The organism is Pseudomonas alcaligenes (genome assembly GCF_014490745.1).
GTDB lineage: Bacteria > Pseudomonadota > Gammaproteobacteria > Pseudomonadales > Pseudomonadaceae > Aquipseudomonas > Aquipseudomonas alcaligenes_C.
The window spans coordinates 820,786-844,626 of sequence record NZ_LZEU01000001.1; the positions used below are offsets into that span (position 1 = coordinate 820,786).

The 23,841-nt window shown below is 67.3% G+C and carries 22 protein-coding genes; 15 read left to right on the forward strand and 7 right to left on the reverse strand.

Going from position 1 to position 23,841, the window contains the following annotated elements:
* Window positions 1-75 precede the first annotated feature (75 nt).
* From A9179_RS03685 to A9179_RS03745, 13 genes are all read left to right on the forward strand, one after another.
* Window positions 76-1,134: a helix-turn-helix transcriptional regulator gene (locus A9179_RS03685; protein WP_187804509.1), complete on the forward strand. Its 1,059-nt coding sequence runs from the start codon at window positions 76-78 to the stop codon at window positions 1,132-1,134.
* 102 nt (window positions 1,135-1,236) lie between these two features.
* Window positions 1,237-3,072 (forward strand): amidohydrolase, encoded by a 1,836-nt coding sequence (locus A9179_RS03690; RefSeq protein WP_316851812.1) that lies wholly within the window; start codon window positions 1,237-1,239, stop codon window positions 3,070-3,072.
* Window positions 3,073-3,171: 99 nt separating this feature from the next.
* Window positions 3,172-4,650, forward strand: coding sequence for an OprD family porin (locus A9179_RS03695; protein WP_187804510.1), 1,479 nt, complete (start codon window positions 3,172-3,174; stop codon window positions 4,648-4,650).
* Between the two features lie 101 nt (window positions 4,651-4,751).
* The gene (locus tag A9179_RS03700; protein WP_187804511.1) at window positions 4,752-5,702 is read left to right on the forward strand and encodes an NTP transferase domain-containing protein; all 951 of its coding nucleotides are present in this window, start codon (window positions 4,752-4,754) and stop codon (window positions 5,700-5,702) included.
* 12 nt (window positions 5,703-5,714) lie between these two features.
* Complete coding sequence (locus A9179_RS03705; protein ID WP_187804512.1) at window positions 5,715-7,196, forward strand: aldehyde dehydrogenase family protein; 1,482 nt, start codon at window positions 5,715-5,717, stop codon at window positions 7,194-7,196.
* A 185-nt stretch (window positions 7,197-7,381) separates the two neighbouring features.
* A complete protein-coding gene (locus A9179_RS03710) occupies window positions 7,382-9,052 on the forward strand; it encodes a flavin monoamine oxidase family protein (RefSeq protein WP_187804513.1) in 1,671 nt (556 codons plus the stop codon).
* Window positions 9,053-9,179: 127 nt separating this feature from the next.
* Window positions 9,180-10,403 (forward strand): RNA polymerase sigma factor, encoded by a 1,224-nt coding sequence (locus A9179_RS03715; RefSeq protein WP_187804514.1) that lies wholly within the window; start codon window positions 9,180-9,182, stop codon window positions 10,401-10,403.
* A gap of 87 nt (window positions 10,404-10,490) precedes the next feature.
* On the forward strand, window positions 10,491-10,835 hold the full coding sequence (locus tag A9179_RS03720) for a YciI family protein (protein WP_187804515.1): 345 nt from the start codon (window positions 10,491-10,493) through the stop codon (window positions 10,833-10,835).
* Window positions 10,836-10,945: 110 nt separating this feature from the next.
* Window positions 10,946-11,725: a DUF899 domain-containing protein gene (locus tag A9179_RS03725; RefSeq protein WP_187804516.1), complete on the forward strand. Its 780-nt coding sequence runs from the start codon at window positions 10,946-10,948 to the stop codon at window positions 11,723-11,725.
* Window positions 11,726-11,739: 14 nt separating this feature from the next.
* Window positions 11,740-12,171, forward strand: a complete 432-nt coding sequence (locus A9179_RS03730; RefSeq protein WP_187804517.1) for a YybH family protein — start codon at window positions 11,740-11,742, stop codon at window positions 12,169-12,171.
* 30 nt (window positions 12,172-12,201) lie between these two features.
* A complete protein-coding gene (locus A9179_RS03735) occupies window positions 12,202-12,756 on the forward strand; it encodes an SRPBCC family protein (protein ID WP_262410520.1) in 555 nt (184 codons plus the stop codon).
* A gap of 93 nt (window positions 12,757-12,849) precedes the next feature.
* A complete protein-coding gene (locus tag A9179_RS03740; protein ID WP_187804518.1) occupies window positions 12,850-13,776 on the forward strand; it encodes an ABC transporter ATP-binding protein in 927 nt (308 codons plus the stop codon).
* Entirely contained in the window at window positions 13,773-14,534 is a 762-nt protein-coding gene (locus A9179_RS03745; protein ID WP_187804519.1) for an ABC transporter permease, read from the forward strand. Before A9179_RS03740 ends, A9179_RS03745 begins: the two co-directional genes overlap by 4 nt.
* A 75-nt stretch (window positions 14,535-14,609) precedes the next feature.
* Here A9179_RS03745 and A9179_RS03750 read toward each other — a convergent pair whose 3' ends face one another.
* From A9179_RS03750 to A9179_RS03760, 3 genes are read right to left on the reverse strand one after another with little or no spacing between them, the layout of a single operon-like run.
* Window positions 14,610-15,002 (reverse strand): hypothetical protein, encoded by a 393-nt coding sequence (locus A9179_RS03750; RefSeq protein ID WP_187804520.1) that lies wholly within the window; start codon window positions 15,000-15,002, stop codon window positions 14,610-14,612.
* Window positions 14,999-15,361 (reverse strand): P-II family nitrogen regulator, encoded by a 363-nt coding sequence (locus A9179_RS03755; RefSeq protein WP_187804521.1) that lies wholly within the window; start codon window positions 15,359-15,361, stop codon window positions 14,999-15,001. Before A9179_RS03755 ends, A9179_RS03750 begins: the two co-directional genes overlap by 4 nt.
* On the reverse strand, window positions 15,358-17,142 hold the full coding sequence (locus A9179_RS03760; RefSeq protein WP_187804522.1) for a DUF1538 domain-containing protein: 1,785 nt from the start codon (window positions 17,140-17,142) through the stop codon (window positions 15,358-15,360). Before A9179_RS03760 ends, A9179_RS03755 begins: the two co-directional genes overlap by 4 nt.
* Window positions 17,143-17,423: 281 nt before the next feature.
* On the opposite strand from A9179_RS03760, the gene A9179_RS03765 reads away from it, so the two are divergent.
* Window positions 17,424-19,391: a methyl-accepting chemotaxis protein gene (locus A9179_RS03765; protein ID WP_187804523.1), complete on the forward strand. Its 1,968-nt coding sequence runs from the start codon at window positions 17,424-17,426 to the stop codon at window positions 19,389-19,391.
* A 6-nt stretch (window positions 19,392-19,397) separates the two neighbouring features.
* On the opposite strand, the gene A9179_RS03770 is transcribed toward A9179_RS03765, so the two are convergent.
* The 3 genes from A9179_RS03770 to A9179_RS03780 form a co-directional block, all read right to left on the reverse strand.
* Window positions 19,398-20,774, reverse strand: coding sequence for an L-serine ammonia-lyase (locus A9179_RS03770; protein ID WP_187804524.1), 1,377 nt, complete (start codon window positions 20,772-20,774; stop codon window positions 19,398-19,400).
* Between the two features lie 70 nt (window positions 20,775-20,844).
* Complete coding sequence (locus A9179_RS03775; protein WP_187804525.1) at window positions 20,845-21,000, reverse strand: hypothetical protein; 156 nt, start codon at window positions 20,998-21,000, stop codon at window positions 20,845-20,847.
* An 89-nt stretch (window positions 21,001-21,089) separates the two neighbouring features.
* A complete protein-coding gene (locus tag A9179_RS03780) occupies window positions 21,090-22,202 on the reverse strand; it encodes a succinylglutamate desuccinylase/aspartoacylase family protein (protein WP_187804526.1) in 1,113 nt (370 codons plus the stop codon).
* 193 nt (window positions 22,203-22,395) lie between these two features.
* Here A9179_RS03780 and A9179_RS03785 point away from each other — a divergent pair, with 193 nt between their 5' ends.
* Window positions 22,396-23,292 (forward strand): DMT family transporter, encoded by an 897-nt coding sequence (locus A9179_RS03785; RefSeq protein WP_187804527.1) that lies wholly within the window; start codon window positions 22,396-22,398, stop codon window positions 23,290-23,292.
* Window positions 23,293-23,306: 14 nt separating this feature from the next.
* Here A9179_RS03785 and rloA3 read toward each other — a convergent pair whose 3' ends face one another.
* Entirely contained in the window at window positions 23,307-23,822 is a 516-nt protein-coding gene (gene rloA3 / locus A9179_RS03790) for a retropepsin-like aspartic peptidase RloA3 (RefSeq protein WP_187804528.1), read from the reverse strand.
* Between the last annotated feature and the right edge of the window lie 19 nt (window positions 23,823-23,841).

A 23,841-nucleotide genomic window follows, 5' to 3' on the forward strand; every position in this document is an offset into this window, starting at 1 on the left:
CGCTGCCGTAACCGCCACGCCTGCCCAGCGCAGGCGTGGCGCGCGCCTGGCTCGTGCTGCCACGGAGGTCGGCCGATGATCTGTTACGGAGCGGCCGCGGCCCAGGACAGTCTGCAGGCCTTCAACCAGTGCCTGCTGCAACTGGGGCGTCTGCCGCGCGAGCGGGACGCGGCGCAGTTCATCGCCGATGCGCTGCAACTGCTGCGCGACCTGGTGCCTTTCGACTCGGCCTGGTGGGGTGAGCTATCCGCGCCGCAGGCCGGTGCGCAGCCGCAGAACTGGATGCACGGGCGGATCGGCCTGAGCGAATCCTTTGTCGCCGAGTGGCGCCAGATCGCCGCCCGCGACAGCTTCTGCCACGACACCCTGAGTCGGCCCGGGGAAGTGTTGCGCGCCAGCGGCTTTGGCGATCCCTGCGCGGCGGTCAACGACTTCGCCCGCCGGCATGACCTCTACCACCTGCTGACGATCACTTTCGAGCTGCCCGAAAGCGGCCTGATGTTCTTCATCTGCCTCTACCGGGGCGTGGCCGGGCGGGCCTTCAGCGACGCCGAGGCCAACCTGTTCTCCTCCTTCTGCGACCACCTGCTGCAGCTCTGGCGCTTTCAACTGCAGGATCTGTTGCGCCTGGCCCCCAGCGATGCGGCGAGCGACTTCGCGGTGGCCACCCAGGATGGCCGCCTGCTGTACATCGGCGCGCGGCTGTGCAGCTGCATCGCCGCGGTGGAGCCCGACTGGAGTGGCTCGCTGTTGCCCGCCAGCTTGCTCGAGCAAGTGCCCCGGGCGCCCTGCGTGGTGCGCCTGGGCCGCGGCAACCTGACCCTCACGGTGGTGGGCGAGCAGGTGCTCCTGGCGCTCTCGGCCGCCTCGCGCAGCACGGCTCTGGCGCCGCGCGAGCGCAGCGCCGCCATGCTGTTCGCCGCCGGGCACTCGTACAAGGAAATCGCCCGGATGCTGGCCCTGAGCCCGGCCACCGTGCGCACCTACCTACGCAATTGCTACCTGCAGCTGGGCGTGCGCAGCAAGGTCGAGCTGGGTTCCATTCTGCGCCTGTCGCCACCGCTGCCGACCACCCCGGGGCAGGTGCGCAGCGCGCCCGGCGCAAGGAGTTGCCTGGGCCCTCCTCATTTGTAGAGGGCCGCAGATTTCCTCGGCTCGTTAGGCTGTCCCGGCATGCCGCAGGCATGCACATCGGTCGCTTCGACCATGTCCTGAACACTTACTGAGGTAAGGAACGTGAAACTCTCAACGTTATGTATGGCACTGGCCAGCACGACAGTTTCGGCCTTTGCGCTGCTCGGCTGTCAGTCCGCCAGCACGCCGGCGGCCGACCTGGTGCTGCGCAATGGCTACGTGTACACCGTCGATGGTCAGGAGTCGGTGCAGCAGGCGGTGGCCGTGTCCGCCGGCAAGATCGTCTATGTCGGCAGCGATGCCGGTCTGGCACCCTTTATCGGTCAGCAGACCCAGCAGATCGACCTGGCCGGGCGCATGCTGATGCCGGGCTTTATCGATGCCCATATGCACCCGGGCGACGGCGGCCGCGCCCTGTCGCTGTGCGACCTGAAATACCAGGCGATGACCCGCGCCGACTTCCAGAAAGCCATCCAGGCCTGCCTGGATGCCGATACCGGCAAAGGCCCCAACGACTGGCTGGAAGTGGGCAGCTGGGATCGCATGGGCATGAACAACCTCGATGGCGATCCGGACAAGGCGACCCTCGATGCGCTGAAAACCGACCGGCCGATTTCGGTGCGCTCCACCGATTTCCACACCGTGCTGACCAACTCGCGCGGCCTGCAACTGGCCGGCATCAGCAAGGCCACGGTCGATCCCGAAGGTGGCAAGTTCGCCCGTGACAGCGCCGGCAACCCCAGCGGCATCGCCGAGGACGGCGCCACCGAAGCCATAGTCGCGGCCATCCCGCCGGCCACCGAGGCGCAGAAGCTGGCGCAGATCCGCCTGGCCCTGGATGCCATGCGCGAGCAGGGCATCACCAGCTTCTTCGACGCCCTGTCCGGGCCGGAAAACGCCAAGGCCTTCCGCCAACTGCAGCAGTCCGGCGACCTGACCGCCCGCGCCCTGCTGGCGATCAAGCTGGACCCGGCCGCCGCCGCGGCCGACCCGGTCAAGACCATCGCCGAGGCCAAGGCCCTGGCGCAGACCTACGACCAGGGCGCCATCCAGGCGACGCCGACGGTGAACATGCGCCACGTCAAGCTGTTCATGGACGGCATCATCAACGCTCCGGCCGACACCGGCGCGCTGCTGACTCCCTATCTGCACAATACCGGCAGCGAACAGAAGCCGCACTGGATGCCGGGCAGCAACCTGGGCGAGCTGTACTACTCCGCCAAGGTGCTCGATCCGCTGCTGGTCGAGGCGGTGAAGGCCGGCTTCGACCCGCACCTGCATGCCACCGGCGAACGCGCCGTGCGCGAATCGCTGGACGGTTTCGCCTATGTCCGCCAGCAACTGCCGAACAGCGATTTCCGTCCGTCCATCGCCCATGCCGAGGTCGTCGCTCCGGCTGACTATCCGCGCTTCAAGGCCCTCGACGTAACGGCCACCATGTCCTTCCAGTGGGCCCAGCAGGCACCGTTCTCGGTCGACGGCACTGACGACCACCTGGGCGCCGAGCGCATGGCGCGCATGGAGCCGTCCGGAAGCATCCACAACGCCGGTGGGCGCATCGCCTTCGGCAGCGACTGGCCGGTCGATCCGCTCGACGAAATGCTCGCTCTCAAGGTTGGTGTCACCCGCGCCGGCGACCCTACCAACCCGCACAGCTACGGCCCCAACTACGCCGCCCGCCTCAACGCCGACCCGGCGCTGTCGCGCAGTGCCGTGCTGCGGGCGATCACCCGCAACGCCGCCGAACAGCTGCGTCTGGAGCAGGCGGTCGGCTCGGTCGAAGTGGGCAAGTTCGCCGACCTGATCGTGCTGGAGAAGAACTTCATGCAGGTGCCGGAGGAAGAGCTGGCGCGCAATCAGGTGTTGCTGACCCTGGTCGGCGGCAAGGTGGTCTTCGCCAAGGATCAGTTCGCTCCGCTGACCACCGCCAACAAGTGAGATCTGCCGCAGTCGTGTTGATCCGCCAGGTGCCGAAGCGGCAAGGGCGATCAGCCATCGGCTGCTGACCCATAACAATAAGATTCAGGAATTCAAACGATGTACATGAACAAGTTGAGCATGCTCACGCTCGCCATCGCGGCGGCAACCACCCAGTTGGCCCATGCCGCGGAAGTGGTCGACGATGACTCCAAGGCTGTGGGTACCGAACTGCTGGCCCAGGGCCTGCAGGACTCCAGCCAGGCGCAGTCCAGGGGCTTTGTGGAAGACGCCAAGCTGACCCTGCTGAGCCGCAACATGGTGTTCTACAAGAACCTCCGCAACAACGATGCGGCCGCCCAGAACTACCGCAGCGACTGGTCCCAGGCGGAAATGCTGACCTACACCTCGGGTTATACCCAGGGCACGGTTGGCGTCGGTCTCGACGCCTTTGCCAATGGTGCCGTGCGCCTCAACGGTGGCGGCGGTACCGGTGGCAGCAGCAACCTGCCCGTCGACGGCAGTCACTGTGACGAGAATGCCTTCGGCGAGACGATCAGCTGCCAGGGCCAGGACAGCTACGGCATGGTCGGCGGTGCGGTGAAACTGCGCATTTCCGAGACCGAGCTGAAAGTCGGTGACCTCAATCCGCAGAGCCCGGTGTTCGGCACCTGGGACGGCTACCTGATGCCGGCGCACACCAATGGGGTGATGTTCAGCAGCAACGAGATCAAGGATCTGGCTCTGCAGGGCGGTCACTTCACTTCGGGCAACGCCGAAAACAGCAGCAACCGCGACGGCAACCTGGGCACCATCTACGGCTATACCCGGGTCGATCGCGCCGACTATATCGGCGGCGATTACACCTTCAGCGAAACCTTGTCGGGCGGCCTGCATGCGGCCAACTTCGAGGATGTCTGGCATCAGTATTACGCCGACCTCTACCACTTCCTGGCGCTGGGCGAGGGCACCTCGCTGCTGACCAGCTTCAACTACTACAAGACCGACGATGCCGGCGACGCGCGGGCGGGCGAGATCAACAACGACTCGTTCAGTGTGTCCCTGGCGCTGACCACCGGGGCGCACACCTTCACCTTCGCCCATCAGCGCATCAACGGCGACACCCCGTTCGATTACCTGGGCATCAGCGGTTTTGACGGCGCCGATAACGGCGTCAACGGTGCCAACCCGCTGGGTGCCTACAACGGCGGCGGCTCGATCTGGCTGGCCAACTCCTCGCAGTGGTGTGACTTCAACGCCCCGGGCGAGAAGTCCTACAAGCTGCAGTACGACCTCGATGCCAGCAGCCTGGGTGTGCCGGGGCTGAGCTTCATGGCGCGCTATGTCACCGGCAAGGATTCCGATGGCAGCGGCGCCGACCCGACCGGCGCCTATGCCTGGGAAGCCGGGGTGGTCGATGGCGAGGAGTGGGAGCGCGACATCCAGGTCGCCTACGTGGTGCAGGACGGCTCGGCCAAGGGACTGTCCTTCAAGTTGCGCCAGGCCACCTACCGGGGCAACAGCGCGGCCAACCTCAACGCCGGCGATGACAACGAGGAAGTGCGTTTCATCACCGAGTATCCCCTGGACATTCTGTAGTTCGGCCATGACGCCGCCGCAGGCCCGTCTGGCCTGCGGCGGCCTCCTGAATTCCGGGAGCCTGGCGCGACTGCCAGGCTCCCTCGCAACAAGAGGCACCTATGAGCAACAGCCCTGCATTTCCCACCCTGGCCCTGATCCTCGCCGCCGGCCAAGGCACGCGCATGCGTTCCAACCTGCCCAAGGTCATGCACCAGGTCGGCAACCGTCCGCTGCTCGGCCATGTGCTGGCCACCGCCGAGCAGGCCGGCATCGAGCACCTGGCCGTGGTCCTCGGCCCGGACAGCCCGGCGGTGTTCGACTACGTGCAGCAGGTGGCACCGCGTGCACGGCGCTTCGTCCAGCGTGAGCGCCTGGGCACCGCCCATGCGGTGCTGGCCGCCCGCCCGGCGTTGCAGGCGCATGCCGAGGGTTGCGTGCTGGTGCTGTTCGGCGACTCGCCACTGATCGGCGTGCACACCCTCGAGCGTCTGCGCCAGACCCTGATCGACGGCGCCGCGGTGGCGGTGGCCGGCTTTACCACCGAGCAGCCCGGCCCCTACGGTCGCCTGCTGGTGGAGGAGGGCCGGCTGAAGGCCATCCGCGAGGCCAAGGACGCCAGCCCGGAAGAACTGGCGATCAACCTGTGCAACGGCGGGGTGATGGGCTTTCGCGCCGACCACTGCCTGTGGCTGCTCGAGCGCATCGGCAATGCCAACGCCCAGGGCGAGTACTACCTCACCGACGCGGTGGAGCTGGCCAATGCCGCCGGCCTGGCGGTGGTGGCGGTGGAGGTCGAGGAAGAGGAAATCCTCGGGGTCAACGACCGCGAACAACTGCATGCCGCCGAGCAGGTATTCCAGCGCCGCCGGCGCAGCCGGGCGATGCGCGAGGGGGTGACCCTGGCCGCCGCCGACACCGTGTATTTCAGCGCCGACACCGAGCTGGAGGCCGATGTGCGCATCGAGCCCTGCGTGGTCTTCGGCCCCGGCGTGCGGGTGGGGCGCGGCGCACACATCGCCGCCTTCAGTCGCCTGGAACATATCCGTATCGAAGCGGCCGCCACGGCCTGAGGGGAGTCAGCGATGGATATCTATCAGCACCTGTACATCGACGGGCAGTGGACGCTGCCGATCCAGGGCGGCAGCTTCGCCAGCCTCGATCCGAGCGACGAGAGCCTGCTGGCCCAGGTGCCGGCGGCCACCGCCGAGGACGTCGACCGGGCCGTGCGCGCGGCTCGCCGCGCCTTCGATGATGGCCCCTGGCCGCGCCTGTCCGGCGCCCAGCGCGGCGAGGTGCTGCGCGCCATCGCTGCCGGCATTCGCCGCCGCCTGCCGCAGCTGGCGCGCCTGGAAGTGCGCGACAACGGCAAGCCGTTGCCCGAGGCCGAGTGGGACCTGGGCGATGCCGCCGGTTGCTTCGACTATTACGCCGACCTGGCCGAGGCCGCCGACCGCGCGCCACGGCAGGGCATCGCCCTGGCCGACGAGCGCTTCAGCTCCTGGGTCGAGCGCGAGCCGGTGGGCGTGGTGGGCGCCATCATTCCGTGGAACTTCCCGCTGCTGATGGCCGCCTGGAAGGTCGCCCCGGCGCTGGCCGCCGGCTGCTGCATCGTCCTCAAACCGTCCGAGCTGACGCCGCTGACGGCCCTGGAGCTGGCCGCCATCGTCCACGAGGCGGGGGTGCCGGCCGGGGTGTTCAACCTGGTCACCGGCCTCGGCGCCGACGCCGGCGCGCCGCTGGCCGAGCACCCGCTGGTGGACAAGCTGGCCTTCACCGGCAGCGTGCCGACCGGGCGCCGGGTGATGCAGGCCGCCTCCCGCGAGATCAAGAACCTCAGCCTGGAGCTGGGTGGCAAGTCGCCCTTTATCGTGTTCGCCGACAGCGACATCGCGGCGGCGGTGGAGTGGATCCTGTTCGGCATCTTCTGGAACCAGGGCCAGGTCTGCTCGGCCACCTCGCGGGTGCTGGTGCAGCGTGCGCTGTACCCGGCGCTGCTCGAACGGCTGGTCGCGGAGACGGCCAAGATCCGTATCGGCAACGGCCTGGAGGCGGGCGTGCTGCTTGGCCCGCTGGTCAGCCTCGGGCAGTACGAAAAGGTGCTGGCCGCCATCGAGTCCGGCCGCGCCAGCGGTGCACGCCTGCTGCACGGCGGCGAGCGCCCGGCCGGGCTGGAGCAGGGCTACTACCTAAGCCCGACGATCTTCGCCGACGTGCCCACCGATAGCGACATCTGGCGCGAGGAAATCTTCGGCCCGGTGGTCTGCCTGCGCGCCTTCGACGACGAGGCCGAGGCCCTGCGCCTGGCCAACGATTCGCCCTTCGGCCTGGCGGCGGCGGTGATGTCGCGCGACCTGCCGCGCGCCGAGCGGGTGGCTCGGCGCCTGCGCGCCGGCATCGTGTGGATCAACTGTTCGCAGCCGACCTTCACCGAGGCGCCCTGGGGTGGCTACAAGCAGAGCGGCATCGGCCGCGAGCTGGGCCAGTGGGGTTTCGACAGCTACCGCGAGGTGAAACAGATCACCCGTTACGACAGCGACCAGCCCTGGGGCTGGTACATCAAGTGAGAGGTGCGTCGGTCCCCGCATGGCTGGCGCGCTGCAGTGCAGGTCGCTGACCAGGGCGGTTCTGGCGGTAGCGGCTGCGCAGGGCGTGAGCACGTCCTGCTGATCGTCAATTTACGGCAGTAGCCGCGCCCCGTGAGGGGGGCGGTTCGTATTCATCGTGGTTAAACCCTTCATGGAGATACCTCATGAGTCGCAAGTCCCGTCGTAGCAATTCCCCCCTGGCCCGCCTGTTCCGTCGTCTGCAGTGGGCCCATCACGAATCCGAGCGCACCGGCATGCCGGTGGACGAACTGCTCGACCTGCAACGCGAGCAGGAGCGCCTGGCCAATAGCCAGCGCCAGCAGCGTCGCGATTTCCTCAAGACCCTCGGTGCCGGCGTCGCCGGAGCCAGCCTGCTCGGTGGGCTCAGCCCGGCCCTGGCGGCCATGGGCGGGCAGGGCAACGGCCCCGGGCGAGTGATCGTCATCGGCGCCGGCCTGGCCGGCCTGCGCTGCGCCCACCGGCTCAAGCAGTACGGCTATGGCTGCACCCTCTACGAGGGCAATACCCGCATTGGCGGGCGCGCCTTCACCACCCGCGATTTCTTCGACGACGGCATGGCCGTCGAGCGTGGTGGCGAGCTGGTGTCCACCGAGCACAGCGCCCTGCGCAACCTGGTCAACCAGCTCGGGCTCAGCCTGGAGGACGTCAACAGTGGCGGGACGCCCGGCAGCGAGGAGCTGTACCGGGTCAATGGCCAGCTCTACCGCGAGGATCAGCTGGCCGCCGACTGGCGCCTGCTCAAAGACCTGTTCAAGCGCACCCAGCAGGCCGCGCCCTGGCAGCCGACCTACAACGCGAACAACGCCGAACATCGGCGCCTGGACGTGATCAACGTGCCGGACTGGCTCGACCAGACCGGCATCGGCCGCAACAGCAACTTCGGCCAACTGATGCAGGCCGACGTGATTTCCGAGTATGGCCACACGCCCCAGGAGCAGACCTGTCTGAACCTGGTCTACCTGATGGCCTCGAACTCGACCAACGAGCCGCTGCCATTGGCCGGCACCGACGAGCGCTTCCACATAGTCGGCGGCAACGACTCGGTGGTGTACGCCATGGCCAACCAGTTGGCGGCGGGCAGCATAGTCACCGGCAAGCGCCTCACCAGCATTTCCGGCAGTGCCATGGGCCCCTACGTCTGCGGCTTCGCCGACGGCAGCACCGACATCTGCGACCAACTGGTGCTGGCCCTGCCGTTCAGCAAGCTGCGCGAGGTGGATATCTCCCCGGAGATCCGCGCCAGCTTTGCCCCGGCCAAGCGCCTGGCGATCGCCGAGATGACCCTCGGCAGCAATGCCAAGATCCATATCCAGTGCGGCTCGCGGCCCTGGAATGCGCAGCGCCAGGTAGGTGGCGAACTGGTGCAGATGGGCGGGGTGAGCTATTCCGGCGCCGATGGCTTCGTCACCGTATGGGACACTCAGGTGGGCAAGCCGACCACCGGCAGCGTGCTGAGCAACTTCCTCGGCGGCCAGCAGGGGCGCGCGCTGAGCGCCAGCGTGCCGTTCCAGCAGGCGGCGAGCCAGGATGTGAACCGGCTGCTTGGGCAGATCGAGCCGGTGTTCCCCGGTACCAGCGCGGCCTACCAGGGCAAGGCGCTGGTATCCAAATGGCCGATCAACCCCTGGAGTGGTGGCAGCTACGCGGCGCCTATGCTGGGTCACTACACCCGCTTCTGGGGCGCCCAGTGGGAGAAGGATGTCGGCAATCGCATTCACTTCTGTGGTGAGCACTGCTCCCAGGAATACTGGGGCTTCCTCAATGGCGCGGTGGAGACCGGCGAGCTAGCCGCCCAGGCCCTGGTGCAGGGCTAAGCGGCAGCGCGGCAGGGCAGGGAGGCCCTGGCCGCGTTTGGCTGGCGTGAGGCTTTGTCGGCCCGTGTCCACCCATGGGGCACAATGGGCTACCTTTGCTTCTCCTACCGGACATGGAGAGCGGGTAATGGCGAACGGCCACGAGGCGCTGCTGACGCAGCTGTACCGCGACGAATCGCGTCGGGTGCTGGCCACTCTGATCCGCCTGCTGGGCGATTTCGATCTGGCCGAAGAGGCGCTGCACGAAGCCTTTCGCGCCGCCATGGAGCAATGGCCGGAGCAGGGCGTGCCGGCCAACCCGCTGGCCTGGCTGGTGTCCGCCGGGCGTTTCAAGGCCATCGACCAGCTGCGCCGCCAGGCGCGCTTCCAGGCCCTCGACGATGTCGACGAACCGGCCGGTGGCGAGGCCTGGGATGGCGAGCACCTGGAAGACGACCGCCTGCGCCTGATCTTCACCTGCTGCCACCCGGCCCTGGCCGCCGATGCCCAGGTGGCGCTGACCCTGCGCGAGATCTGCGACCTCACCACCGAGGAAATCGCCAGCGCCTTCCTGGCCACGCCGAGCACCATCGCCCAGCGTATCGTGCGCGCCAAGAACAAGATCCGCGACGCGCGCATTCCCTACGAAGTACCGGGGCGCAGCGAGCTGGGCGAGCGCCTGGAGGCGGTGCTGCGGGTCATCTACCTGGTGTTCAACGAAGGCTACTTCGCCAGCAGCGGCGCCGAGCTGACCCGCCAGCAGCTGTGTACCGAGGCCATCCGCCTGGGCCGCCTGCTGCTGGAGCTGCTGCCCGAGGCGGAGGTGCAGGGCCTGCTGGCGCTGATGCTGCTGGGCGAGTCGCGGCGCGCCGCGCGCACGGCGGACGACGGCCTGCCGGTACTGCTGGAGGATCAGGATCGCTGCCTGTGGGATCGCGCCCTGATCGTGGAGGGCGAGGCCCTGGTACAGGCCGCTTTCCGCTCCGGCAGCATCGGCCCCTACTGCCTGCAGGCGGCCATCGCCGCCGTGCATGCCGAGGCGGACAGCGTGGCCAGCACCGACTGGGCGCAGATAGTCGGCTTGTACGACGTGCTGCTGGGGGCCAATCCGTCGCCGGTGATCGAGCTCAACCGCGCCGTGGCCCTGGCCATGCGCGACGGCCCGGAGGCCGGGCTGCGCCAGATCGAGGCGCTGCTGCAGCGTGGCGAGCTGGCCGACTACCACCTGGCCCATGCCGCCCGCGCCGACCTCAACCGCCGCCTCGGCCGCACGGGGGCCGCCCGCGCCGCCTACCAGCGCGCCCTGCAGCTGAGCCAGCAGGGCGCCGACCGGCAGTTTCTCGAACGCCGTCTGGCCGAACTGACCGACTGAAATTTTTTTCGCCGGCCTGTCGATTCGCCGTCAGCCCGCGCGACTAGGGGATAACCGCAGCGAAAAACGCTGCCAGGGAGGAACGCGATGAAATACCTGTGCCTGATCTACAGCGACGAGAAAGTCCTGCACACCTCGCCGGACAGTCCGCACGACGGTGAATGCTACGACTACTTCCAGAGTGTGCAGCAGAGCGGTCGCATGCTCGCCGCCGAGCCGCTGGAACCGGTCGCCACCGCCACCACCGTGCGCGTGCGCGGCGGCAAGCTGAGCATCACCGATGGCCCCTTCGCCGAGACCAAGGAGCAGCTGGCCGGCTTCTACCTGATCGAGGCGCGTGACCTCAACGAGGCGCTGCAGATCGCCGGCGGCATTCCCGCCGCGCGGGTCGGCAGTGTCGAAGTGCGGCCGGTGCGCCAGCTGCAGCTTTAAGACGCCCCTCTCCCCTCGGGAGAGGAGGCTAATCGTGCACGCCCGAGGCCATGGTTTGGCCTGCTGTCTCGCCACGCATGCATCTATGGTTTGAACCGAGAGGCATCGAGATGAATCCTGACTATCCGAAAGTCGCCAGCCGCGAGGAATGGCTGGCCGCCCGGCTGCAGCTGCTGCAGCAGGAAAAAGCCCTGACCCGCCAGCGCGATGCGCTCAACGCCCAGCGCCGCGCCTTGCCGATGGTGGCGATTGACGCCGACTACCGCTTCACCGGGGCCGAGGGCGAGGTCGGCCTGGCCGAGCTGTTCGCCGGGCGCAGCCAGCTGATCGTCTACCACTTCATGTTTCACCGCGACCGCGGCGAGGGTTGCCCGGGTTGCTCCTTCCTGGCCGACAACATCGGCCACCTGGCCCACCTGCATGCCCGCGACACCAGCCTGGTGCTGGTCTCCAATGCGCCGCTGGCGGAGCTGCAAGCCTTCAAGAAACGCATGGGCTGGAACCTGCCGTGGTACTCGTCGTTCGGCAGCCGCTTCAACTACGACTTCCACGTCACCATCGACGCCAGCCAGGCGCCGGTGGAATACAACTACCGCGACCAGGCCGAACTGCAGCGCATGGGCCAGCTGGACATGGTCAAGGGCGAGCTGCCAGGCGCCAGTGTGTTCCTGCACGACGGCGAGCGGGTGTTCCATACCTATTCCACCTACGCCCGTGGCCTGGACATGCTGATGAACGCCTACCACTACCTCGACCTCACGCCGTTCGGTCGGGGCGAGGGCTGGGGCGGCATGGCCAATGTGGACGGCAAGGGCATGAACTGGACGCGCCTGCACGACCGCTACGAACCTGCCGCGGCCAGCGCCGCGGCTCATGACTGTTGCCACTGAGCGAGGAGGCAAGCATGACCAGCGAATCCACCACCCCACTACGCGCGCTGCTCGACAGCTGGGTCAAGGCCAACCTGGCCAAGGATCTGGATGCCATCATCAGCCACTACAGCATCGACGTGCTGGCCTTCGATGCCGTCATGCAGCTGCAGTTCAAGGGCCGCGAGGCCTACCGGGCGCACTGGCAGGTGTGCCTGGCAATGTGCGCCGGGCCGACCACCTTCGAGGTCGCCGAGCTGCAGCAGGAGGCCAGTGGCGAGCTGGGCTTCGGCCATTTCCTCTGCTACTGCGGCGGCACCGACGCCGAGGGCAAGGCCCAGGGCTGCTGGCTGCGGGTCAGCCAGGGCTACCGCAAACACAACGGCCGCTGGCTGATCGCCCACGAGCATTTCTCGGTGCCCTTCGACCCCGAGAGCGGCCAGGCGCTGTTTGAGCTGAAGCCCTGAGCCCGGCACCCGACAAAAGGAAAAACCACAATGAGAGGACGCAAGATGCTGGGCATTATCCTGCTGGTCGTATTGGCCCTGGTGGCCGGGTTTGCCGTGCTGGCGTCGCGCCAGCCGGATGAGTTTCGCGTTGAACGCAGCATCCTGATCCAGGCGCCGGCGGAGCGAGTGTTCGCCCAGGTCGAGGATTTCCACCAGTGGCACCAGTGGTCGCCCTGGGCCAGGCGCGACCCGGCCATGCAGGTCAGCTACGAGGGGGCGGCCAAGGGGGTAGGCGCGGTATATCGCTGGTCGGGCAACCGCCAGGTGGGCAAGGGCAGCTGCGCCATCAGCGAGAGCCGCCCGAATGAACTGGTGCGTATGCAGCTGGAGTTCCTTGAGCCCTTTCAGGCCAGCAACATCGCCGAGTTCCACTTCCAGCCCGAGGCCGCTGGCACGCGGGTGAGCTGGAGCATGAGTGGGCGTAGCAACTTCGTCAGCAAGGCCATGGGCCTGCTGTTCAGCATGGACAAGATGGTCGGCGGCGATTTCGAGCAGGGCCTGGCCAGCCTCAAGGCGCGCAGCGAGGCTCCGGCCGTCCCCTGAAATGCGCGCCTGGCGCGGCCTGCAGCGATAGGCTGCCCGCGCGGCGGCGCTTTTCCCTACAATCAGGTTTTTCCGTCAGGCTAAGGAGTCCCCGTGGCATCGGTGATTGCGGTCGAGAACCTGAGCAAGACCTACGCGTCCGGCCATCCGGCGCTGAGCAACATCAACCTGGAGATCCGCCAGGGCGAGATCTTCGCCCTGCTCGGCCCCAACGGCGCCGGCAAGACCACCCTGATCAGCATCATCTGCGGCATCGTCAATCCCGGCGCCGGCAAGGTGCGGGTGGCCGGCCATGACATCAAGGCCGACTACCGTGCGGCGCGCTCGGCCATCGGCCTGGTGCCGCAGGAGCTGGTCAACGACGTGTTCGAAACGGTGCTGGCCACGGTGCGCTTCAGTCGCGGCCTGTTCGGCAAGAAGCCCGACCCGCAGTACCTCGAGCAACTGCTCAAGGATCTGTCGCTGTGGGACAAGCGCGACGCCAAGATCTTCGAACTGTCCGGCGGCATGAAGCGCCGGGTGATGATCGCCAAGGCGCTGAGCCACGAGCCGTCGATCCTGTTTCTCGACGAGCCGACGGCGGGGGTGGACGTGGAGCTGCGCCGCGACATGTGGAACATGGTGCGCCGCCTGCGCGAGCGCGGCGTGACCATCATCCTCACCACCCACTACATCGAGGAGGCCGAGGAAATGGCCGACCGCATCGGGGTGATCCGCAAGGGCGAGATCATTCTGGTGGAGGACAAGCATGTGCTGATGCACAAGCTCGGCAAGAAGCAGCTGACCCTGCAGCTCAAGCACCCGCTGGCCAGCCTGCCGGCCGAGTTGGCCGGCTATGCCCTGGAGCTGACCGACGAGGGGCATGCCCTGGTGTTCACCTTCGATGCCCAGCGCGAGCACACCGGCATCGCCGAGCTGCTGCGCGACCTGGCCCAGCACGGCATCGACTTCAAGGATCTGCAGTCCAGCGAGAGCTCGCTGGAAGATATCTTCGTCAACCTGGTGAGGGCCAGCGCATGAACCTGTATGCCATCAAGGCCATCTACCTGTTCGAGCTGGCGCGCACCTGGCGCACCCTGCTGCAGAGCATCGCCACCCCAGTGATTTCCACTTCGCTGTACTTCGTGGTGTTCGGCTCGGCCATCGGCAGTAGCATGACCGAGGTGCACGGGGTCAGCTACGGCGCCTTCATCGTGCCGGGCCTGATCATGCTGGCGCTGCTCACCGAGAGCATCGGCAACGCCTCGTTCGGTATCTACATGCCGAAGTATTCGGGCACCATCTACGAACTGCTGTCGGCACCGGTGTCGTTCTTCGAGATCCTGGTCGGTTATGTCGGCGCGGCGGCCACCAAGTCGGTGATCCTCGGCCTGATCATCTTCCTCACCGCGCGGCTGTTCGTCGATTTCGAGGTGGCCCACCCGCTCTGGGCGCTGGCCTTCCTGGTGCTGACGGCGATCACCTTCTGCCTGTTCGGCTTCATCATCGGCGTGTGGGCCGACGGCTGGGAGAAGCTGCAGGTGGTGCCAGCGCTGATCGTCACGCCGCTGGCCTTCCTCGGCGGCAGCTTCTACTCGATCAGCATGCTGCCGGAGCTGTGGCAGAAGATCACCCTGTTCAACCCGGTGGTGTACCTGATCAGCGCATTCCGCTGGGCCTTCTTCGACGTGGCCGACGTCAACCTCGGCCTCAGCGTGGGGATGATCCTTGGCTTCCTGCTGGCCTGCGTGCTGGTGGTGAGCTGGATCTTCAAGACCGGCTACCGGCTGCGTCACTGACGGCAGCGGGGTTGCGCCGGATGGGTTGCCGAGCATGGCAGCCCACCCACCCACCGAGCAGTCCTGGCAGGGTTGCTAAAGGCCCGTGGCCTTGGCGCGAGGCTCGTCCGGAACGCCGGCCGGCATCGCCAGCGGTGTGGCGAAGTTCAATGCGGTCATGTACAGGGTGCCGCTGTCCGGTTGATCCAGGCTGGCCTGGGCACAGATGAAGTCGAATACTTCGTCGGCCTGTTGCGCATCCACTACCACGTGCAGAACCCGCGCCAGCGCGGCTTCCGGTACCTTGTCGCGGGGTGCCTTGGCCGCCTGCAGCACAGCCACGCCACGGCAGTGCACGCTGTGGGCCCGGGTGATGCCCAGCTCATCGCGCAGGCGCTGCAGCACCCGGCGATCCGTGCCGTTGTCGGGCAGGATGCAGGTGATGAGCTTGGCCGGCGCGCCCGGCAGGGCGAAGCTTGCCGCGCTCACGAGGCACTGCCTTTGCCCTGCATATCGCGGGGAATGTAGGTGGCCACTTTTTCAACCGGCGTCGCATAGATCATGCCGGCACCCGGCACGTCCAGGCCGGCGGCGTGGTAGATGGTTTCCAGCAGGGCATCCTGATAGTCGGCCGCCACCAGCAGGCTGACCACTTCCTTCTCCGCATCGATGGCAATGCTGAGCAGGCCGAGCCGCTCGCGCGGGCCGAAGCCGTGGGCGTGGTAGACGATCGCCCCCGGTGCGCCCATGCCCTGGGCCGCGCGAATCACCAGGTCGGCGCGCCCGGCGGCGACAATGCAGGTAATCAGCGCCACATCGGTCAGGTAGGTAATCCCTTCCGGTTTCATGTTGAATCCCCCGTTGCCAGTAATTGATGCGCCGGTTGCGAGCTGGCGGCCTTGGCCTGCCGCCACATCTGGATGCGGGCCCACTGCCCGAGCAGCATGACGCTGATGATGGGGCCGACCGAGGCCATGCTGAGAATGCCGAAGCCTTCGACGGCGTGGGTGGCGTTGCCCAGCCCCAGGCCCATGGCCAGCACCAGCGGCACAGTGATCGGCCCGGTGGTGACGCCGGCACTGTCCCAGGCCACGTTGACGAACTCTTCGCTGGAAAACACCGTCAGTACCGCGGCCAGCAGATAGGGCGGCAGCACCAGCCACACCAGCGGCAGGTCGAACACCAGCTTGGCCACCCCCACGGCGATACCGCAGGCGACACCGATAGACACCGCGCGGATCAGGCTGCTCTTGCGAATGAAGCCGTTGGTCAGGGTCTGCGCCGTGACCCCCAGCGCATTCAGCGCCGGCTCGGCGACGGTGGCGCCGTAGCCGAGCAGCCAGGCGAAGGCCAGGGCCAGCACCAGGCCCACCTGGTAGAGGTAGAGCGGTGATTTGTCGGCGCCGGGAATCTGCATGAAGGCCGCCGGAATCAGCGAGCCGGCACTGCCGCCGAGCTTGGACAGGCCATAGGTCAGCCCCAGGTTGAACACGCACATGCCGGCCACGGTCAGGGCGATGCCGAGGAGGATCTCGTTGCGCCGAGGCAGGCTCTGGCGCAGCAGCAGTTTCAGCACGAGCAGCAGGAAGATCACCAGGGGCACGATGGCGCGTACTCCCGAGACGATCTCCAGGCCGGGGCTGACGCTGTACCAGACCGCCGCCTGTTGCCCGGCGCCAGCCGCGGCCTGCGCCGCGGCGATGATGTCCGCCGGGGTGGCCGTGGCTGCCACGTACAGGGTCAGCAGCATGACCCCGACGACGGGAAACAGCGAGGCCAGGGTGACGATGCCGAACCCGGACAACCCGGAGCCACCCTTGCCGGCCGCCGCGGCGATACCGATGCCCAGCGCCAGTACCAGCGGTACCGTGACTGGCCCGGTGGTGACGGCGCCGGCGTCCCAGGCCAGGCCGATGACCTTGGCCAGCTCCGGATCGCGAGCCATGTACAGGGTGAGCAGCAGTACCGGCACCAGCGAGGCATAGATCAGCGGCTTCAGGCTCCAGCCATAGAGAAAGCGCAGGGTGCCGGTGACCGCGGCCAGGCCGACGCTGGCGCCGACCACCAGCACCAGCTCACCTGTCCACTGGTTGAGGATCGCCCACAGGTAGGGCGCCCGCTCTGCGGAGACATTCTGTCCGGCGGCGCGCAAGGCGCCGATGGCCGGTTCGGCGAAGGTCACGCCGATGCCCAGTAACAGGGTGATGAGCAGTACCACGGGCAGGGACGATTTGCGCGGCAGGTTGCTGCCGATGATTTCCCCGAACGGCATCAGGCCGAGCTTCAGCCCCTCCATGAACAGCATCAGCCCGACTATCACCGCGAACAGGCCGGCGGCGACCAGCAGCGAGTCTTCCACCAGCTGGCGCAGGATGATGATCTGGAACAGCGCCAGGTACAGCGCCAGCGGCACCACGGCGCGCAGTTGCTCCATCAGGCGGATGCTGACATAGGGCCTGAGTACGGCGACGACCTCATCCCGCTGCAGTCTGGCGGCCTGGTAGGGCGCGGCGCGCCAACGGCCGTCGGCCGTACGCTCCGGAGCGGGCACCAGCTCGCGCAGGGGGATCTCGCGACGCCCCGCGCCGATTCCACGCAGGTAGTCGGCATAGCGGATGGAGTCTTTCATGGGCTCATCTGCTCCGGTTGATCGAGCTGCGGATGACCTGTAGGCCAGCCGGCTGGCGATGCGGTTCTGCCCAGAAGGCTAGGGGGTCTTCGCGGGCGCGTCCAACTCCAGCGCAAGGTTGCTGCAATCACCATGACAAGCGCTCCGCTAGCCGGAGCGGGCGTCCCATGGGCTGGCAAATTACGCAAAAACGAGGGCGATTACCTAGTATGAAAATCAGCCGCTGCCAGAGCGGTACCTGCGTCAGGTTCCCTGATTATCTGCCTGAGGGCACCCCTGCCATGAGCATCAAGAGCAAACTGCTGACCAGTTTTCTGGTGGCGACCCTGGTCCCTGTGCTGATCGTGGCGCTACTGACCATCCGCAACGTCACGGCGCAGGCCAAGACCCATTTCCATGAGGCCAGCAGCCTGGACGTGCGGCTGGTGGACAACACCTTCGTCACCTTCTTCGATTCCGTCGGCCACACCGTCTCCGCCCTGGCCGACTATCCTGCGCTGCGCGACACCGCCAGCGGCGAGCTGAGCAACTACTTCGGCGAGAAGCGCAAACCCAGTGAGGTCGCCACCGCCAACGGCGGCCGCGAGAAGCAGGTGTTCGACTACTTCTCCAGCATCGGCAACAACAACCCGAGCTTCGGCTACGTCTACATGAGCGATACCCAGGGCGCCTACGTGGAGTGGCCGGGTACCGGCGAATATGGCGACTGGGATCCGCGCAAGCGGCCCTGGTACGACATCGGCAAGAACGCCAACTTCGCCCTGGCGCGCCGCGACGGCTACTACTGGGAGCCGGACGACGCGGTGTATGTCTCGGTGCTCAAGGGCTTCAAGGATCAGGCCGGCAACTTCGCCGGGGTGGTGGCGATAGACGTGTCGCTCAAGGCCCTCACCGACATGGCGCAGAAGATCCGCTTCGGCGAAACCGGCTTCTTCATGCTGGTGGAGAGCAGCGGCACCCTGCTGGTCGACGGCCACCAGCCGGAGCACAACTTCAAGAAGCTCGGCGAGCTGAAGGACGACTACTTCGCCACCATCGCCAAGACCGACAACGGCCTGATCGAGGTGAACATCGACGGCGTCGACTACATGGCCAACGTCTACACCTCGCCGGAGCTGGGCTGGAAGTTCATCGGCTTCATGCAGAGCGACGAGATATTCGCCAACGCCCATCAGCTGACCTGGCTGACCCTGGTGGTATCCGCGGTGCTGGTGCTGCTGTTCGGCATCGCCGGGGTGATCATCGCCAACCGCATCGTCACGCCGATCAACCTGGTCAAGGAAGGCTTGCGCACCATCGCCCAGGGCGAGGGTGACCTGACCCGCCGCCTGAGCCTGATGAGCAAGGACGAAACCGGCGAGCTGGCCAACTGGTTCAACCAGTTCATCGCCTCGACCCAGGAGATGATCAAGGTGATCAAGGACAACGCCATCAGCATGCACGGCGTGTCCAGCCAGACCAACGAGCGCACCACGGCCATGTCCGCCAGCCTGCAGCAGCAGCTGGGGGCGGTGGAGCAGATCGTCACGGCGGTGACCGAGATGTCCTCCGCCGCCAACGAGGTGGCGCAGACCTGCGTGCGCACGGCCGATGCCTCCAAGCAGGGCCTGGATGCGACCAGCAATGGCAAGCAGGTGATCGCCCGCAGCACGGCCGGGGTCAACAAGCTGGGCGCCAGCATCCTCGAGTCGAGCAAGGTGATCCAGGAGCTGGAGCGCGAGACGGTGAGCATCAACAACATCCTCTCGACCATCCAGCAGATCGCCGAACAGACCAACCTGCTGGCCCTCAACGCGGCTATCGAGGCCGCCCGCGCCGGTGAGCAGGGCCGCGGCTTCGCGGTGGTGGCGGACGAGGTGCGCAACCTGGCCAAGCGCACCCAGGACTCCACCGGCGAGATCAACAACATCCTCAACCTGCTGGTCAACCGCATCAGCGAGGTGACCTCGACCATGGAGCACAGCCTGTCCGAGTCGGGCAAGGCGATCGAGCTGGCGAGCGAGGTGATGGGCGCCTTCGAGAGCATCGAGGGCGCCATGCAGATGATCCGCGACATGACCATGCAGATCGCCACGGCCACCGAGGAGCAGCACCTGGTGACCGAGGACATCAACCAGAACATAGTCGCCATCAACGACTCGGTGAGCCAGGTCTCCAGCCAGGCCATGGAGGTGGAGCAGTACTCCCACGAGCAGCGCGAACTGAGCAGCGCGCTGAAGCAGCTGGTGGGGCGCTTCCGTACCGAGTGAGGTGTTTCAGCACTCGATGATATTGACCGCCAGGCCTCCCCTGGCGGTTTCCTTGTACTTGCTCTTCATGTCCGCGCCGGTCTGGCGCATGGTGCGGATCACCCGATCGAGCGAGATGAAGTGCTGGCCGTCGCCGCGCAGGGCCATGCGCGCGGCGTTGATCGCCTTCACCGAGCCCATGGCGTTGCGCTCGATGCACGGCACCTGCACCAGGCCGCCGACCGGGTCGCAGGTCAGCCCGAGGTTGTGCTCCATGCCGATCTCGGCGGCGTTCTCCACCTGCTGGATGCTGCCGCCGAGCACTTCGCACAGGGCGCCGGCCGCCATCGAGCAGGCCACCCCGACCTCGCCCTGGCAGCCGACTTCGGCGCCGGAGATCGAGGCGTTCTCCTTGTACAGGATGCCGATGGCCGCGGCGGTGAGCAGGAAGCGCACCACACCGTCGTCGCTGGCGCCGGGTACGAAGCGCCGGTAGTAGTGCAGCACCGCCGGCACTATGCCGGCCGCGCCATTGGTGGGCGCGGTCACCACCCGCCCGCCGCTGGCGTTCTCCTCGTTGACCGCCAGGGCGTAGAGGTTGACCCAGTCGATTACCGTCAGCGGGTCGCGCAGGCTGGCCTCGGGGTGTTCGCTGAGCTGGCGGTACAGGGCGGCGGCGCGGCGGCGCACCTTGAGACCGCCAGGCATGATGCCCTCGTTGCGGCAGCCGGCGCTGACGCAGTCCTGCATCACCTGCCAGATCTTCAGCAGGCCGCTGCGGGTCTCGGCTTCCGGGCGCCAGGCCGCTTCGTTGGCCAGCATCAGCTGGCTGATCGACAGGCCGTGCTGGCTGCACTGGGCCAGCAGCTCCTTGGCGGTCTTGAACGGGTAGGCCAGCGGCGTCTGATCCTCGACGATGCGGTCGGCGCCGGCCGCCTCCTCGTCGACCACGAAGCCGCCGCCCACCGAGTAGTACTCGCGCGCATGCAGCTGCAGACCGGCAGCGTCGAAGGCGCGAAAGATCATGCCGTTGGGGTGGAAGTCCAGCGGCTTGCGGATCATCGCCAGGTGTTCCTTCTCGACGAAGCGGATGAGCTTCTCGCCGCCCAGCCGCAGCTCGCCGCTGGCACGGATGGCCGCCAGGCGCGGCTCGATGGTTGTGGTGTCGATGCTGTCCGGCTGCTCGCCTTCCAGGCCCAGCAGCACCGCCTTGTCGCTGCCGTGGCCCTTGCCGGTGGCGCCGAGGGAGCCATACAGCTCGACCTTGAGGGCAACGGTGGCAGCCAGCAGGTTGTTGCGCCGCAGGCCGTCGACGAAGCGTGCGGCGGCACGCATCGGCCCCACGGTATGCGAGCTGGAGGGGCCGATGCCGATCTTGAACAGGTCGAAGACGCTGAGGGCCATGCCGTACTCCTGGTGACTGTGTAGTCAGAAGCTTACACCCGCCGGTACGGCGCCACGGTCGCGGATGCGACTAGCAGTTACCTTTCTTGGCCTGACCGGGCGGGCAGAAGGGCGGGCCGCCATGCTCGGGGTAATCGCCGACTTCGATACCTATCCCTGGCAGGTACAGGCTGCAGCCACCCAGGCTGAGCAGGGCGACAAGGGTAAGCAAGGATAGGTACTTCATGGCGGAGCTCCTCACGGCTACAGGTGCGTTCGGGTAACCCGGCACCTGTAGGTTGGATGTCCGCTGTGCAGCGATGTTCCGGGCGGGGCTTAATCGCTGAGCAGGCGGCCCGTGCGGATCGGCGTGGCGCCGGCCACCTTGGCCAGCCACAGGCCCGGCTGGGCGTAGCGCAGGCGTTCGCGGGCGTAGAGCACCCCGCTGGTGCTGGCGCGCACCACGGAGCGTTGGTCGCTGAGCGGGTCGAGCACTTCGAACAGGGCGTCGCCGGCCTGCACCCGCGCGCCCACCGGCTGCAGGAAACTGACCACCCCGGGGTGCGGGGCGTAGGCGTACTGGGCGCCGGCGAAAGGCGTCGGCTGGCAGCTCGGTGCTGGCGCCGCCGGCCACTCGCCGGCAATCAGGCCCTGCTGCGCCAGGTAGGCGAGGATCGCTTCGGCCTGGGCGATGCAGCGCGGCTCGTCGGTATCGGCCATGCCGCCCAGCTCGACGGTCGCGGCCAGGCAGGCCGAGGGGATGGCCGCTGCCGGGAAGCGCGTGGCCAGGCGCAGCCAGGGGCTGGCGCAGGACTCGTCGAACGAGCTGCCGCCGCCGTCCTCGGCCACCAGCAGGGCGCCGGCCTGCAGGCGCGCGGCCAGCGGCTGCAGCGGTTCGGCGTGCTGCGGCAGGCTGTACAGGTGCACCACGGCTTCGAAGTCGCAGTGCAGGTCGAGCACCAGGTCGGCGTCACAGGCGTGCCACAGCAGCAGGCGCTGCAGGGCCTCGAGCTGCGAGGCGGCGGGCGCCAGGGCGTCCAGCGCCTGGCGCATGCTGTGGCGGATCAGCTGCACATTGGCCGCCGCATCGCTGCCCAGGCGGCCCTCCAGCAGGGGCGCGCACAGCGGGTCGAGGTCGACGAAGTCGCGGTTGAAGTTCTTCCCGCTGCCCAGCTCGAAGCGCCCCTGGTGGGTGGCCTGGAGCAGCTGCGCCAGGCCGATCGGGTTGGCCACCGGCACCAGCTCGATGACCCCGCGCAGCTGGCCGGCGCGCTCCAGTTCGCCCAGGCGGCGCTTGAGCTCGATGGCCACGCGCATACCCGGCAGCTCGTCGGCGTGCAGGGAGGCCTGCAGGTAGGCCTTGCGCGAGCCGTTGCCGAAGCGCAGGACGCTGAGGCGGCGCTCGCTGCCGCTGGTGCTCCAGGGCAGCAGGTGATCGATCTGTTCCACGGCAGGTCTCCGAAGGCGGCGCAGGATGCCGTCGAGGATACTCCAGGGCAGGGACGCTGCCCTTACAGCGAAGTGACCATTACGGTCGAGCTGGGGTGCACGTTTAAGGCTTTGGTCGGGTTGAGTCGCCTTATTGTTCAGCGCTATCTTGCAGCAGGCTAATAATTAGCCTGCTTACAAGTCCGAGTCTTCCATGAGCCTGAATGCCGCCCCAGTTCGCGGGCACGACGAACCCCTCAAGGGCATCCTGCTGGTATGCCTGGCGATCTTCCTGTTCGCCAGCCACGACGCCCTGTCGAAATATCTCTCGGCGATCTATCCGGTGGTGATGGTGGTGTGGGTGCGCTACCTGGTGCATACCCTGCTGCTGGCCGGTTTCTTCCTGCCACGCGAAGGCTTCGCGGTGCTGCGCAGCGGCCGGCCCTGGCTGCAGCTGACGCGCGCCCTGTGCCTGATCGGCTGCAGCCTGTTCTTCACCGCCGGGCTGCGCCATATCCCGCTGGCCGAGGCGACCGCGGTGAACTTCCTGGCGCCGTTGCTGGTGCTGGCACTGTCGGTGCCGCTGCTGGGCGAGCGGGTCGGCCGCGGCCAGTGGCTGGCGGTACTCGGCGGCCTGGTCGGGGTGCTGATCGTGATTCGCCCGGGCTCGGCACTGTTCACCCCGGCGATCCTGCTACCGCTGGGTTCGGCCCTGTGCTTCGGCCTGTACCAGCTGTTCACCCGCCTGCTGGCGGCCCACGACAGCCCGGCCACCAGCAACTTCCTCACCGGGCTGATCAACACCTCGATCATGACCGCGCTGGTGCCGTTCTTCTGGCAGACCCCGCACAACCTCAAGGAGGGCCTGCTGATGCTGGCCCTGGGCAGTTGCGGGATGGGCGGCCACATGCTGCTGACCCAGGCTTACCGGCATGCCTCGCCGGGCCTGCTGGCGCCGTTCGGCTACGGGCAGATCGTCTTCGCCGGGCTGCTCGGTTTCCTGGTGTTCGGCCATATGCCGGATGGCTGGGCGCTGCTGGGCATCGCTATCATCTGCCTGTGCGGCCTGCTGGTGGCGCTGGGGCAGCGCTCGGCCGCACCGGGCGACTAACGTCGCTCCGGTGGTTATGGCGTGGCGTCGGCCTGGCAGCTCGGCTCGGTGGTGAAGGTGCGCGCCACGTCGATCGGGCCGAGGTGTTCCAGGGTGCGGCGGCCGAGCAGCACCGGGTAGAGCATCTTGCTGCGGTTGCGCAGGGAGAACTGCTCGTCGTAGCGCTGCTGACCGATGCAGATGGTCATCTGCACCACCGGCCGGTGATCGACGCCGCCGGCGCCGCGCAGCTTGACGTTGCGCAGCACCGGGCGCTCCAGCTCGCTGACCACTTCCTTGCCGGTCTTGTTATCGACCAGCTCGACCTTGAAGCGCACCCAGTGCTGGCCGTCGCGCTGGAAGCGCTGGATGTCCTTGGCATCCAGCGAGGAGGTCAGGGCGCCGGTGTCCATCTTGACCTTGACCTCGATGTTTTCCGGCAGCAGCACGCCTTCCTCGACCCAGCCCAGGGGCTCGCGGGCCTGGGCGGTGAGGCTGAACAGGCAGGCGAGGGCGGCAGGGGCCAGGCGCAGGAGGAAACGGGTGGGCATGGAGATGTCCTGTAGAGGG